The following is a 12,720-nucleotide window of genomic DNA, read 5'->3' as shown; positions in this document are numbered from 1 at the left end:
GCCCACGCCTCTTCGGTGTTGCCGCCCTTCGTGCCCTTGTGGACCTCCTGAAGGAGGTTTCCCTGCCAGAACACGGGCGCGTAGTTGTAGTGCTGCAGGAGCCGCTTCTCCACGATGGTCCCAGGCACGACCAGCGCATTGCCCGACAGCTTCTTGAGGAAACCGAGCAGTTCCAGCCGTGGATCATTGTGGGCCGCTGGAACGATCTTCCGGGTCTGGTCGTTGAAACTGGCGAACAGGAACTCCGGACCTAGCACCACCGGCAAGGCATCTTTGTCGACGTCCCCGATGACTTTCCCCAGGGCCTTCGCGACCTCTTCCGGATCCCACTTCGCATTGAGACTGGCACAAATCACGACCGGCTGAACCTTGCTCACCTGTCATCCCCCGGCTGTCCACGGCTTGATTCCGCGAACATACTCCAGCCGTGAAACAAGTGGGCTCAGGGGGCCCGCCGAGGTCGCGCAGGAGCGCCCGCGGCGGGTGGAAAAAACCCCAGTGAACCTCAGTTGCAGGCGTAGGTGCTCGAAGGCCCCACGTCAGCGACCGTCAGCGCGCGGCACTGCCTCACCGCGCCCCGCGCCGGGAACCTCCGAGAGATTCATGCGCCCATCGCGTTCCGGGTGAGAAGTGGATCCACGAAGGTCACCCCCGTCGCGGAGCCCACCTGCGGCCAAGCGATGTTCTCCACATACGTCTGGGTCGACGGGGCGTACAGCCAGAACGCGTCCCCGGTGAAGTTCACCAGGAGATTCTCTTCGTAGTACGCGTTCTGTGGAAGCTCCGAATAGGTGCAACCGTTGGACTCCATCTTGTTGCCGCCAATCTCGATGGCGTTGTCGGACGCGCCCACGACGGTGTTCGCCACGATGCGCACCGAGTCCGCGGGCCAGTGGTACCACGCGCTCTGGGGTGGCCCCCGTGCTGGGGACAGTCTCCCAGGCAGCGTGGGCAGTCCCTGGTGCTCCAGGAGGGCACGCACCCCACTGGGTGCCGTCAGGTACGCCAGCCACCCGGCGCCTGCCTCCACACCTGCCGCACGCGAACACGTCCAGCGCGAAGCTCCTGCGCAGCGTGCGCTTCAGTGCTAGGCCATGCCACCATGTCCGGCGACTCACCCGTCCCCGCCTCCGGCGGCTTGCCCACCCTGCACTTCCCCCCCGAGCTCCCCATCTCGAGCCGGGTGGAGGACATCACCGCGGCCATCACCGCCCATCAGGTGGTCATTGTCGCGGGGGCCACCGGCTCGGGGAAGACGACGCAGCTGCCGAAAGTCCTGCTCGCCATGGGACGCGGCCGCCCGCGCCAGATTGCCGTCACCCAGCCTCGGCGTATCGCCGCGACGAGCGTGGCGGCGCGCGTGGCTCGCGAGCTCGGCACGGAGCTGGGCACGGACGTCGGCTACCAGATTCGCTTCGAGGACCGCTCGTCCCGGCGGACGGCCGTGAAGTTCATGACCGACGGGGTCCTGCTCGCGCAGATCCACAGCGACCCGCTCCTGAGCCGCTACGACACGATCGTGCTCGACGAGGCCCACGAGCGCAGCCTCACCATCGACTTCCTGCTCGGGTGGCTCAAGCGTCTCCTCCCCAGGCGCCCCGACCTCAAGGTCGTGGTGAGCTCGGCCACCATCGAGACCGAGCGCTTCTCGCAGTTCTTCGGGGGGGCTCCGGTCATCCAGGTGGAGGGCCGTACCTTCCCGGTGGACGTGCTCTACGAGCCGCCCCCCGAGGACGACGAGCTCGCCGACGCCGTCGCCGATGCGGTGGCGAACGTGCTCTCGCTCGACCCGGACGGGGACGTCCTCGTGTTCCTCCCCGGGGAGCGGGAGATCCGCGAGACAGAGAACGCCCTGAACGCGCGCAAGCTGCGCGGCACGGTGGTGCAGCCCCTGTATTCGCGCCTGTCGGCCTCCGAGCAGTCGCGCGTCTTCGCCACCCTCCCCGAGCGCCGGGTCATCCTCGCCACCAACGTCGCGGAGACGTCCGTCACCATCCCGGGGATCGTGTACGTCGTGGACACCGGGGTAGCGCGCCTGTCGCGCTACGACCCGCGCTCGGGCACCACGCGCCTGCACATCGAGCCGGTCTCCCAGGCCAGCGCCGACCAGCGCAAGGGGCGCTGCGGCCGCGTGCGCGAGGGGATCTGCGTGCGCCTCTACGACGAGGTGGGCTTCACCACACGGCCCGCCTTCACCGACCCGGAGATCAAGCGCACCGGGCTCGCGGGGGTCATCCTGCGGATGAAGTCCCTCGGCCTTGGTGACGTCGAGGACTTCCCCTTCCTCGACCCGCCCCAGCCGAAGGCCATCGCCGAGGGCTGGCGGGTGCTCGAGGAACTCGGGGCCATCCAGGGCAAGGAGCGCACCTTGACGCCGCTCGGGCACCAGCTCGCGCGCTTCCCGGTGGACCCGCGCATCGCGCGGATGATTCTCGCTGGCGCCGAGTACGGGTGCCTGGACGAGGTGCTCATCGTCGCCGCGGCGCTCAACCTGCAGGACCCGCGCGAGCGGCCCCGGGAGCTCGCGCAGAAGGCGGACGAGCTGCACCGGCGCTTTCGTGACGAGCACTCGGACTTCACGGGGCTGCTCAAGCTGTGGGCGTTCGTGAGCGAGGCCGAGGGCCGGGGGACGTCCCATCTGCGGCGCGTGTGCCGGGACAACTTCCTGTCCTTCCTGCGGGTGCGCGAGTGGCGGGACGTCCAGCGCCAGCTCGAGGAGACCGTCCGCGAGCTGCGCCTGCCGCGCCAGGGCCGGGGCGCCCCGGCGCGCGGGGACGTCCTGCACCAGGCGCTCCTCACCGGGCTGCTGTCCCGCATCGGCCAGTGGAATCCGGAGCAGCGCCAGTATACGGGCGCGAAGCAGACGCGCTTCATGGTCCACCCCTCGTCGGCGCTCGCGAAGAAGCCCCCTGGTTGGGCGATGGCGTTCGAGCTCGTGGAGACGTCCCAGCTGTTCGCGCGCACCGTGGCGAAGCTCGACCCGGAGTGGCTCGCGGCGGCGGCCCCCCACCTGCTCAAGAGCAGCTTCTCCGAACCGCACTGGTCGGAGAAGTCCGCGCGCGCCATCGTGAAGGAGAACGCGACCCTCTTCGGGCTGCAGGTCTTCAAGGAGCGCCCCGTGGCCCTGGCCAACATGGACCCCGCCCGGGCACGGCTGATGTTCCTCGAGCATGCCCTGGTGCGCGGCGAGTACCGCACCCGGGGGGCGTTCCAGGAGGAGAACCGCGAAGTGCTCGAGCGCGTGGCGCGCCTGCGGGACAAGGCCCGGCGCAGCGAGCTGCTCGACAGCGAGGCGCTGCTGACGTTCTTCGACCAGCGCGTCCCGGCGGACGTGACGGACGGAGCGAGCTTCGAGGCCTGGCGCCGCAAGGCCGAGGCGGCCGACCCCGACGTGCTCATCCTCACGATGGAGGATGCCCTCTCGGACGACCCGGGCCTGTCCCCGGCGCACTACCCGGATGCCATCACCCTGCACGGCGCGTCCGTGCCGGTGACGTACACCTTCGACCCCTCGGCCGAGGACGACGGCATCACCCTGAGCGTGCCGCTGCTGCTGCTCGCCCAGCTGGTCCCGGGTGAGCTCGACTGGACCATCCCCGGGTGGCAGCGGGAGAAGCTCACCGCGCTGCTCGATCAGCTCCCCCGCGCCCAGCGCAAGCAGCTGGGGCCGGTGCCGGACCTGGTCGACCGTCTCGAGAAGGAACTGGTGCCCTTCCGCGGGCCGATGATTCCAGCGCTCGCGCGTGCGGTGTCCCGGCTGTGCGGCGTGGACGTGCCCGAGGAGTCCTTCCGGGCGGATGCCGTGGTGCCGTACCTGCGCATCACGCTCCGGGTGCTCGACGAGCGCGGAAAGGAGCTCGCGCGCAGCCGCGACGCCGACGCACTGCTTGAGCAGCACGGGGGACGTGCACGGGCGGCGCTGCGCAGCGTGGCACCGACTTCGGACTGGGAGCGCAAGGGGCTGACCGCCTGGACCTTCGGCGAGCTGCCCCCCGTGGTCACCCGGCGGGTCGGCGGGCTCGAGGTCCGCAGCTACCCCGCGCTCGTCGACCGGGGCGCTGCCGTGGACCTGGTGCTGCTCGAGACATCGTCCGCCGCCGACGCGGCCACGCGCACGGGGCTCCGCCGGCTCCTGATGCTCGCCGCGCGCGGACACGTGGCCGTCAGCGCCGCGCGCATGCCGCTGCCCTTCCCGTCCCTGGACGGCGCGCCGCCCGCGCGGGGCCAGGCCGACGCCTTCCGGGCGCTCGTCCTCGCACGCGGCGTCGACGATGCGTTCAAGCTCGCGCCGGGTGCGCCGCTGCCCCGCACGAAGGCGGCCTTCGAGGCGCTGCTCCAAGAGGGCTCACCGCGCATCGAGCAGGTGGCCCGGGACTGGGCGAACGTCGTCGTTGCCACCTCCGCGGAGCTCGCTGAGACGCTCGCTGCACTCAAGGCAGCCTCCAAGGGGCCGAGCGGCGCGGCGGCCGTGCGGGACATCCACTCGCAGCTCGGGCAGCTGTTCCCCGCGAAGCTCATCGAGTGGATCCCCCTCGTGCGCCTGCTGAACTACTCGCGCTACCTCCGCGCGGCCCAGGCACGGCTGTCGCGTGCGGTGGCGAACCCCGCCAAGGACGCAGCGAAGGCCGCGCCCTTCACCCCCCTGTGGGAGTCCTTCCTCGCCAGGCGCGCCACCGCGCGTGACCAGGAGGCGGCGCAGGAGCTGCGGTGGGCCTTCGAGGAGCTCCGCGTGGCCATCTTCGCTCCGGAGGTGACGACGCCCGTGTCGGTGACGGTGGCGAAGGTCGGCGCGGCCCTCGCGGCGCTGCGCTAGAAACGAGTGGCTGTGCCGTGGGCGAACGGCGTGCGGACTCAGGCCGCTTCGACGCGGTCGCAGTAGGCGTCGAACGTCTTCTTCCAGGCCGGGCGCGCGATGCAGCGCCTCTGGAAGGCGAGCACGTTGGGATGGTCCTTGACGACACTCTCGTCGGTGCCGGCGCCCAGCACATGCGTCATCAAGATGTCCGCGACGGTGAACGCGTCGGTCGCGACGAACTCCCTGCCCGCGAGCCAGCCGTCGAGCTGCTTCAGACGCATGTCCCCCCACTGGTGAAGCGCATCGCTCCCCTGGGTGCCCTTGCCGCCGTTCAGGTCAACGAACCACGCGGTCAGGATCGGGACTTCGATCGTGTTCAGCGCCGCGACGCACCAGCGCAGCACCTGCGCTTCGCCGGCGAGGTCGCGCGGCATCAGCTTGCCGCTCTTGCGGGCGAGGTAGAGCAGGATCGCGCCCGACTCGGTGACGACCACGCCGTCGTCGTCAATCGCCGGAATCTGTCCGAACGGATTGAGCGCGCGATACGCGGGCGTATCGAGGTCGTGCTGAGGATGATCCATCCCCACGACCTCGTAAGGCAGACCCATCTCCTCCAGCGCCCACAGCACGCGCAGGTCGCGGGTCTTGCCGCGGGCCATCTTGTTCACTCGGGAGAAGCCGTAGACCTTGAGCATGCGCGCATCCTACTTCGCGCGCGGATGGATCGTGCGGGTCTCGTTGGGCTTCACCTCTCTTGTCGGGCCCCCAAGAACCCGCTCAGGGCTCGAGGAAGCCGCCGCGCACCCACGCGTTGGCGACGTCTCGGGTGAACTTGAAGTTCACCGGCACGCGATGCTTCGCGACGGTCGCGCCAGCGTCGTCGATGGCCGAGAGCAGCGCGTGGGGCTCGTACTCATCGGCCACCATCTCGAGCCGGACCTCGTACCAGCGGCCCTCCCAGGCGATGGAGAGCTTCTTGGTCATGGCCTGGTCGCGCTGTCGCGCGGAACGGTCCAGGACCTCCGAGGCCGTCTTCACGAAGGTCGCGAAGGCGGGCGCATCGAAGGGCTTGGGATTCTTCTTGTCGCGGCCCATCACCCACGGACTGATGAGGACGGGCTCGGAGATCCCCTGCTTGCGGATCTCCACGGCCCAGCCGTCGTCGTCCTCGTTCTTGATGACCCTGGCCGACCAGCCGTTCTTCCGCCAGAACGTAGGCTCCATGACCTCGGGCTCGGCAGGCGTGCGCTCATTGCTCATGGGCATTCTCATAACCTCTGATGGCCCTTTCCCAGAGCAGTATCTGCCCCCTGCCTGGCCTGCCCCTACTCGTCCGGGCTGGCGTTGATGACGTCGGTGAGGCGCAGGTGGCGGGGCTGGGCCTGCACCCGCTCGAACCAGGCGCGGATGGCGGGATAGCGACCCAGGTCGAACCGGCCCTCCTCCGCCACGTGCGTGTACGCATACAACGCGATGTCCGCGAGGCTGTAGTGCTCGCCCGCGAAGTAGGGCCGCTTGCGCAGTTCTCCCTCCATGACGTCGAGCGCGGCGTAGCCCTTCTGGATGCGCTCCTCCAGCTCCTTCTCCTTGCCGGAAGGGATACCGAAGAACGCGATCCACGCCCGGGCCACGGCGATGTAGGGCTCGTGACTGTACTGCTCGAAGAACATCCACTGGAGCATCCGCGCCCGCTCCAGCCGGTCGGTGGGAATGAAGGGCGTGCCCTCGGCGAAATACCAGAGGATGGCGTTGGACTCGGCGAGGAAGACCCCGGGCTCGAGCTCCACGGTGGGGGTCCGGGCAATGGGGTTCATCGCCTTGAACTCCGGCGTGCGCGCCTCTCCCGCGGCGAGATCCACCTCCCGCGTTTCAAACGGAATCGCGAGCTGATGCAGCAGCAGGCGGACCTTGTAGCAATTCCCAGAGGGGTTGAACTGGTGGAGCTTGATCATGGGCGGGTAGTCTATTGCCATGAGAGCCCTTGTGCTGATGACTCTTCTGCTTGGGAGCGCTGCCTGCAGGACACCCCCGCCGGAAGGGGGCTCCTCGGCGAGGGCGCACCTGTCCGTCTCGGCGTGTGAGCTCCCTTCGAGCCCCGCGGAGCTCATCTCGCTGAGCGAAGCCCCCATCCCGGGCGAGCTGCATGAACGCTTCGACCTGCCGGACGGTCCTGCGTGGTGGGCTCCCGCACCCGAGGACGCGGAGCGACAGCGCTACCGGGATGCGCTGGTGGCCCGGCTCGGAGCCGGTGGGGTGGAGGCGCGTGCGCTGCTGGAGCGTTCGCGCGAGCAGTTCGCGGGCCTGGCGCTGCCCCTTCGACGCGAGGCGGAGAACAACACACGCGTGCTCGAAGGCGGCGCCGGTGCGGTGGGCCCCATCTCCTGTCTGGAATGGAGCCTCTTCCAACGACAGGCCCGGCGCTTCCCGATGCTGCAACACCCCACCGAGTTCAGCGCGTACGTCCTGCGCGGCCAGGGGAGGCTGCACATCTACTTCTCCGGCGCGGACCGCGCGGGCGCGAAGCTCCGGTCCGAGGTGACCGATCGGGTCGCCGCGGAGGTCGCTCGCGGCTTCGTGCTCGTCGCGCACGCGCACAACCACAACTTCATGTTCGACCGCGTGCCGGGAGATCGGCTGTGGACCACGCCGGAGACCGTGAACGTCGTGGGCGGCGGGGTGGCCCCCAGCCTCACCGACGTGCAAGCGTATCGCGGCATGCATGAAGCCCTGGGGCTCCAGGGCGCCTGGGTGACCAACGGCTTGGAGACGGGCCGCTACACCGCCGGGGACTTCACCCGTCTCTCCGCGTGGGAGGGTTGAGAGTCCCTTTTGGCCCGCCGAGTGGACTGGTCCGCGGCCTGGCGCCCCCGCCCATCGTCTACAAACGCAACTTCCTGGTGCGGGGCGATGCGCTCAACATGGAGGAGCACGTGACGACCTGACGAGCCACCGCCTCAGGGGTACTGGCCGCGAAGACGGAAGTGGTTCTCCTCGCGGATCATGTTCTCGGTGATCTCGGTGCCGTCGAACGTGACGCCCGCGAGATTCGACTGGGCTCCCGGCTTGAACCCCACCACGAACATCTCGTCGGCGATGCCCGACAGCCCGAGGTATTCATCGCGCTTGGCGTGCGTCTTGCCATTCTCCTGCACGATGTCCCAGGGCAGGCCGTGCTTCTTCTTCGTCTTGCAGTTGATCCGATCCCAGATGACCACCCCGCGCTGGATCCGGTCGGCGTGGATCAGCTCATGGGCAAGCGCGATCCAGCGATACTGCTTCGGGAGCTCCTGCCGGCTGGGCCAGCCGTCCGCATCCTCGTCGGTGGTGGCGATGTCGTCGGTGTTCCACCACGCGGTCACGTCGCAGCCCGTGCCGTCGCTGGCAGCCGCCAGCAGTTTGGCGTTGTCCGTGCCGAAGGCACTTTTGTCGGGAGCGATCTCCGTCTTGAGGAAGGAATGGAAGCTCCAGAAGTACTTCGACTTGTCGGGGTGCTGATGATCCGGGATGCAATCCGGCAGCGACTGGGTCGACTGCGTCCCCGTGGCATGGGTGATTCGAGCCATTCGATCCGATTGGATGATGCGGGAGACCAGAGCGCGGCCGTACTTGCGCGGGTCGGGTCTGATCCGGGCCGCGAGCTGCACCTCCGTCACCTTGCTCTGCTCGGGACCAAAGGTCAGGAAGCCGTCCCCGGTGATGGAGAGAAGGGCGAGCTTCATGCGCGCGACGGCGATGAAGTTCGACGAGTAGATGACGAGCTTGGGCTGGAGCACCCGCCCCGAGGACGGAGCGTCGGCGCCCTTGCCCAGCCACGCAGCCCCCAGTCCGCGCGCGACACGGGCTCCGGCCAGGTCCGCCTCGGCCTCCAGCGCCGGAGCCACGAGGAGCCCGGACACAGGGGCCCCTCGCTCCCGCTGGCGCTGCTGGAGGACATGGGCCACCTCATGGCCGAGCAGCTCCATTCCCTCCAGCGTCTCGGGCTGGTAGCACTCCGGGACCAGGGTGATCGTCTCCCCGCGAGTCATGGCAAGCGCGCCGACACGCAGCGGCGAGTCATCGAGTTGGAGCCTCACGGTGGAGAGGTCCACCTGGAACGCATCCTCCAGCCGATGCCTCAGCGAAGGAGGGAGTGACTGGCCAGGGTTCAGGGTTCGCATCGCGTGATGGTACCAGCGCAGCATGCGGGAGAGCACGGGCCTGTCACCACGCCCTCCCTCGCTCCTACCCCTGACGTCCCTTGCCTTGGCGCGGGTGCATCCGAACCGTTGAAAGAGGGGCCGCATGGCGCGGTTGCTCTCTCAAGTGAGGTTCCGTCATGCGTGAAAGCCTTCAGCCCAGGGGAGAGGCGCTGCGCAGCGCAGCCCGCAGGATCTCGGTGCGGAGAGCCGAGGAGCCGGAGACTCCCCTGCTCCAGATCATCACGGAGGCAGCCCGCCACTTCGACCTCTCGCCGAGCGAGGAGCAGATGCTTCAGTCGGACCTGCTGCCCGGGAGTTCAGAGGCGCCTCCACCCTGAGGGAAACGAAACAGACCTGTCTCGCCGGAAGCCTCCAGCGACGGGTTCGATTCCCGCCGCCTCCACATTCAGAAGCCCAGCAATCTCACCGGGTTGCTGGGCTTTTTCTTTGGCCGTGTGGCCTCATGTGCCCTCAGTGTGCCCCTCCGGCGTCTCTGCCCGGTGCGGCGTGGAGCGGGGGCACGGGTCGGTCGAGCTGCTGTACCGCGCTCTCCCGGGCCTCCGGCGCAAGGTGGGCGTACCGCATGGTCATCTCGATGGTTGCGGGGCCCATCAGTTCCTGGATGACCTTGAGCGGGACACCCCGCATGGCGAGGTGGCTGCCGTAGGTGTGCCGCAGGTCGTGCCAGCCGATGCGGCCTTGCTCGCGGCTGATGCCTGCCGCCTGCACCGCACGCCGCCGCGTGGAGGAGTTCATCGAGGCGCACGCGGACGAGCCCATCTCCCTGGCCGACATCGTCGCCGCCGCCGGGGTGCCGGAGCGCTCGCTTCGCGCTGCGTTCATCGCGGCCCGGGGGATGCCGCCGGCTGCGTTCCTCCGCCGCCGTCGCTTCGAGATTGCGAGACAAACGTTGCTCGCAGGCGCGCCGGGGACGACCGTCGCCGGCGTCGTGGCCTCGCTCGGCTTCGTGTCCGGCGGGCGATTCAGCGTCGAATACAAGAAGCTCTTCGCGAAGCGCTCTCCCAGAGAGCGCTGAGCCCCACCGCTCCATTTATTTCATTCACAAATCATCTATCGCCGCTGGCGCGCGTTCGACCCACGTCGAATGTGATGGGTTTGCGCTGACTCATGCATGGTTTTAGCTGTGCGAAAACTACGGGCACTGTGCCGAATCGTCAGGAATCCGACCGCTGTCATGAATTGGTAATTGACAGGTCACCAACGAGACCGCTATATATTTTCACTGCGGGTGAATAAAGACAGCCCGCGTTCAACGACAGTCCAGCTTGGGTGCCCGCGAGCTCCGCGCAATCCGTCGCGAGGCCGTGGTGCGTCCTTTCAGGGGGATCTCAATGAAACACAAATCAATTTCGCTCCTCGTCATGATCACGGGGGCCGGTTTGCTCGGCCTCATCGGCGGTTGCAGCCCGATCTCCGTCGGAGACAATGACGCGGACGTCGGTTCGGCCGACTCCGCCCTCACCGCCGAGCAGTGCGATTACTTCGATGTCAACGGTAAGGTCCATATCTGCCACAAGACCAGCTCGACGAGTCATCCCTACACGATCGTCCGTGTTAGCGAGCAGGCGTGTATCAACGCGCACAGCGCTCACAACGGCGACTACGTCACCAGCCTCGACCCGGCCTCGTCGCTCTACGACCCGACGTGCAGTGGCCAGGGCTGCCTGTCCGTGAACGCGCCGTGCGACGCCACGGTCCCCTGTTGCGACGGCCTCACGTGCCAGAGCGGCACCTGCGGCGACGTCAACGAGTGCGCCGCCGGTACCGACAACTGCAACGAAAACGCCACCTGCACCAACACCGTGGGCTCCTTCACCTGCGCCTGCAACGCGGGGTACGAGGGCGACGGCGTGACCTGCGGCGACGTCAACGAGTGCGCCGCCGGTACCGACAACTGCAACGAAAACGCCACCTGCACCAACACCGTGGGCTCCTTCACCTGCGCCTGCAACGCGGGGTACGAGGGCGACGGCGTGACCTGCGGCGACGTCAACGAGTGCGCCGCCGGTACCGACAACTGCAACGAAAACGCCACCTGCACCAACACCGTGGGCTCCTTCACCTGCGCCTGCAACGCGGGGTACGAGGGCGACGGCGTGACCTGCGGCGACGTCAACGAGTGCGCCGCCGGTACCGACAACTGCAACGAAAACGCCACCTGCACCAACACCGTGGGCTCCTTCACCTGCGCCTGCAACGCGGGGTACGAGGGCGACGGCGTGACCTGCACCAGCAGCGACGAGTGCGCCGCAAGCCCGTGCCTGAACGGCGGCACCTGCATCGACGGCGTGGGTAGCTACACCTGCGAGTGCGCGCCCACCTACGAGGGGACCAACTGCCAGGATTGCTCCGGCACCCTCGGGGACTGCAACGGGAACTCGTCCGACGGCTGCGAGGTGAACCTCCAGAGCGACGCCGATAGCTGCGGCGCCTGCGGCATCGTGTGCTCGACGGGCCAGATCTGCTCGAACGGCACCTGCCAGGCCGTCCCCCCCGGCCAGGTCCCTGGCACGCCGATCAGCTCCCCCGCGAACCACAACCCGCTGGCCCCGGCGGTCGCCGATGTGAATGGCGACGGCAAGCTCGACATCCTGGTGGCCAACGCCGAATCCGGGTCGATCCTGTTCCCCTCTGGCTCGCTCTCCGTTTTCCTGGGGAACGGCGACGCCAGCGTCCAGTCGGAGGTCAACTACGGGGGCGCCTCGCTCTCCAGCAACGCGGTCGTGGCCGTGGACGTGGACGGCGACGGGTGGCTCGACGCCGTCACCGTCAACGGCCAGACCAACCTGCTCCTCATCAACGGAAACATCAGCGTCTACAAGAACCTGGGCCCGAGCGCGCCCGGGACCTTCGGCGCGCCGACGAGCTTCACCACCGGCACCCCGGGCTCCGTCCACCTCTGCACCGGGGACTTCGATCACGACGGGGTGGCTGACATCGCCACGACAAGCGTGACCCTGAGCCAGGTGAGCGTGCTCTTCGGCACCGGCGCGGGCAGCTTCGGCGCGCCCACGTTCATCGGCATTCCGAACACCGGCGGCGCGCAGTCGACGATCGCCTGCCGTGACCTGAACAGCGATGGCTTCTCCGATCTCGTGGTGACGAGCCCCGCCAGCGCACGCCTGTCGATCCTCATCAACCAGGGCAACGGCTCGTTCGCCGCACCAGTCGCCTACAGCAACTCCGCCGGCGGCCAGACGGCGGGCATCGCCTTCGGCGACGCCAACGGCGACGGCACGCTCGACATCCTCTCGAACGGAGCGGCCGGCCGGTACCTTTTCTTCTTCAAAGGGAACGGCAACGGCACCTTCGCGAGCGGCGTTCAGTCCACCGCTGCGGCCACTACGGCCACCAACTCGGCGCTGGGCGTCGTGGCCGATGACTTCAACGGCGATGGCAAGCTCGACGCCTACATCCTCGTTACAACGGCCTCGGGCGGCGTCCGCCCGATGACCGGCAACGGCAACGGAGGCTTCACCTCGGGCACTGTCGTCACGACCGGCGCCTCGCCTGGCCTCAACGCCATCGCCACCGCGGACATGGACGCGGACGGGTACGCCGATCTCATCCTGACCAACAGGGGCTCCGGCACCGTGACCGTGGTCCCCAACGGACTCTGAGTAGCTGTCCGCGATACCGCTAAGGGGCGGTGTGCCCTGATTTCAGCGCGGTCTCGGTAGGAGAATCGGTGCGCCGCGTGCTTCGCGCGCGGCGCACCGACAGCAC

11 protein-coding genes and 2 pseudogenes are annotated in these 12,720 nt (G+C 68.3%); 6 read left to right on the top strand and 7 right to left on the bottom strand.

What is annotated here, in order from left to right; translation table 11 throughout:
• Both D7V93_RS24940 and D7V93_RS46840 read right to left on the bottom strand, forming a co-directional pair.
• Window positions 1-377 (bottom strand): annotated as a pseudogene (locus D7V93_RS24940) (hypothetical protein); the annotation flags it as partial.
• A gap of 224 nt (window positions 378-601) precedes the next feature.
• Complete coding sequence (locus D7V93_RS46840; protein ID WP_244237492.1) at window positions 602-982, bottom strand: hypothetical protein; 381 nt, start codon at window positions 980-982, stop codon at window positions 602-604.
• 120 nt (window positions 983-1,102) lie between these two features.
• On the opposite strand from D7V93_RS46840, the gene hrpA reads away from it, so the two are divergent.
• The gene (gene hrpA / locus D7V93_RS24930; RefSeq protein WP_120645780.1) at window positions 1,103-4,813 is read left to right on the top strand and encodes an ATP-dependent RNA helicase HrpA; all 3,711 of its coding nucleotides are present in this window, start codon (window positions 1,103-1,105) and stop codon (window positions 4,811-4,813) included.
• Between the two features lie 38 nt (window positions 4,814-4,851).
• Here the strand turns inward: hrpA and D7V93_RS24925 are convergent, their stop codons facing one another.
• From D7V93_RS24925 to D7V93_RS24915, 3 genes are all read right to left on the bottom strand, one after another.
• Window positions 4,852-5,490 (bottom strand): glutathione S-transferase family protein, encoded by a 639-nt coding sequence (locus tag D7V93_RS24925; protein WP_120645779.1) that lies wholly within the window; start codon window positions 5,488-5,490, stop codon window positions 4,852-4,854.
• Window positions 5,491-5,572: 82 nt separating this feature from the next.
• Window positions 5,573-6,055 carry a hypothetical protein gene (locus D7V93_RS24920; RefSeq protein WP_120645778.1) on the bottom strand — a complete coding sequence of 161 codons (483 nt, stop codon included), beginning with the start codon at window positions 6,053-6,055 and terminating at the stop codon, window positions 5,573-5,575.
• Between the two features lie 65 nt (window positions 6,056-6,120).
• The gene (locus tag D7V93_RS24915; RefSeq protein WP_244237491.1) at window positions 6,121-6,768 is read right to left on the bottom strand and encodes a glutathione S-transferase family protein; all 648 of its coding nucleotides are present in this window, start codon (window positions 6,766-6,768) and stop codon (window positions 6,121-6,123) included.
• A 16-nt stretch (window positions 6,769-6,784) separates the two neighbouring features.
• Between D7V93_RS24915 and D7V93_RS24910 the strand changes: the two genes are divergently transcribed.
• Together D7V93_RS24910 and D7V93_RS47445 are read left to right on the top strand one after the other, a co-directional pair.
• A complete protein-coding gene (locus tag D7V93_RS24910) occupies window positions 6,785-7,615 on the top strand; it encodes a hypothetical protein (RefSeq protein WP_120645776.1) in 831 nt (276 codons plus the stop codon).
• Entirely contained in the window at window positions 7,612-7,737 is a 126-nt protein-coding gene (locus tag D7V93_RS47445; protein WP_279636945.1) for a hypothetical protein, read from the top strand. Before D7V93_RS24910 ends, D7V93_RS47445 begins: the two co-directional genes overlap by 4 nt.
• A 12-nt stretch (window positions 7,738-7,749) precedes the next feature.
• Here the strand turns inward: D7V93_RS47445 and D7V93_RS24905 are convergent, their stop codons facing one another.
• Window positions 7,750-8,952, bottom strand: coding sequence for an eCIS core domain-containing protein (locus D7V93_RS24905; RefSeq protein WP_158623847.1), 1,203 nt, complete (start codon window positions 8,950-8,952; stop codon window positions 7,750-7,752).
• 218 nt (window positions 8,953-9,170) lie between these two features.
• Here D7V93_RS24905 and D7V93_RS45170 point away from each other — a divergent pair, with 218 nt between their 5' ends.
• The gene (locus tag D7V93_RS45170; protein WP_158623846.1) at window positions 9,171-9,311 is read left to right on the top strand and encodes a hypothetical protein; all 141 of its coding nucleotides are present in this window, start codon (window positions 9,171-9,173) and stop codon (window positions 9,309-9,311) included.
• 133 nt (window positions 9,312-9,444) lie between these two features.
• On the opposite strand, the pseudogene D7V93_RS24895 reads toward D7V93_RS45170, so the two are convergent.
• A pseudogene (locus D7V93_RS24895) lies at window positions 9,445-9,708 on the bottom strand (tyrosine-type recombinase/integrase); the annotation flags it as partial.
• Between D7V93_RS24895 and D7V93_RS47440 the strand changes: the two are divergent.
• Together D7V93_RS47440 and D7V93_RS24885 are read left to right on the top strand one after the other, a co-directional pair.
• Complete coding sequence (locus D7V93_RS47440; protein WP_120645781.1) at window positions 9,665-10,009, top strand: helix-turn-helix domain-containing protein; 345 nt, start codon at window positions 9,665-9,667, stop codon at window positions 10,007-10,009. The pseudogene D7V93_RS24895 and the gene D7V93_RS47440 sit on opposite strands and share 44 nt — an antisense overlap.
• Before the next feature lie 316 nt (window positions 10,010-10,325).
• Window positions 10,326-12,614 (top strand): FG-GAP-like repeat-containing protein, encoded by a 2,289-nt coding sequence (locus D7V93_RS24885; RefSeq protein ID WP_120645773.1) that lies wholly within the window; start codon window positions 10,326-10,328, stop codon window positions 12,612-12,614.
• Window positions 12,615-12,720 lie beyond the last annotated feature (106 nt).

Source organism: Corallococcus llansteffanensis, from assembly GCF_003612055.1.
GTDB classification, from domain to species: Bacteria; Myxococcota; Myxococcia; order Myxococcales; family Myxococcaceae; genus Corallococcus; species Corallococcus llansteffanensis.
Note: the sequence above shows the minus strand (reverse complement) of the source record. Positions and strands in the feature narration are given on the sequence as shown.

Coding starts and splice junctions, on each gene's coding strand:
- D7V93_RS24905 (WP_158623847.1), bottom strand. CDS start 8,952: ATGCGAACCCTGAACCCTGGCCAGTCACTCCCTCCTTCGCTGAGGCAT.
- D7V93_RS24925 (WP_120645779.1), bottom strand. CDS start 5,490: ATGCTCAAGGTCTACGGCTTCTCCCGAGTGAACAAGATGGCCCGCGGC.
- D7V93_RS24920 (WP_120645778.1), bottom strand. CDS start 6,055: ATGAGCAATGAGCGCACGCCTGCCGAGCCCGAGGTCATGGAGCCTACG.
- hrpA (WP_120645780.1), top strand. CDS start 1,103: ATGTCCGGCGACTCACCCGTCCCCGCCTCCGGCGGCTTGCCCACCCTG.
- D7V93_RS47440 (WP_120645781.1), top strand. CDS start 9,665: ATGCGGCCTTGCTCGCGGCTGATGCCTGCCGCCTGCACCGCACGCCGC.
- D7V93_RS24915 (WP_244237491.1), bottom strand. CDS start 6,768: ATGGCAATAGACTACCCGCCCATGATCAAGCTCCACCAGTTCAACCCC.
- D7V93_RS24910 (WP_120645776.1), top strand. CDS start 6,785: ATGACTCTTCTGCTTGGGAGCGCTGCCTGCAGGACACCCCCGCCGGAA.
- D7V93_RS24885 (WP_120645773.1), top strand. CDS start 10,326: ATGAAACACAAATCAATTTCGCTCCTCGTCATGATCACGGGGGCCGGT.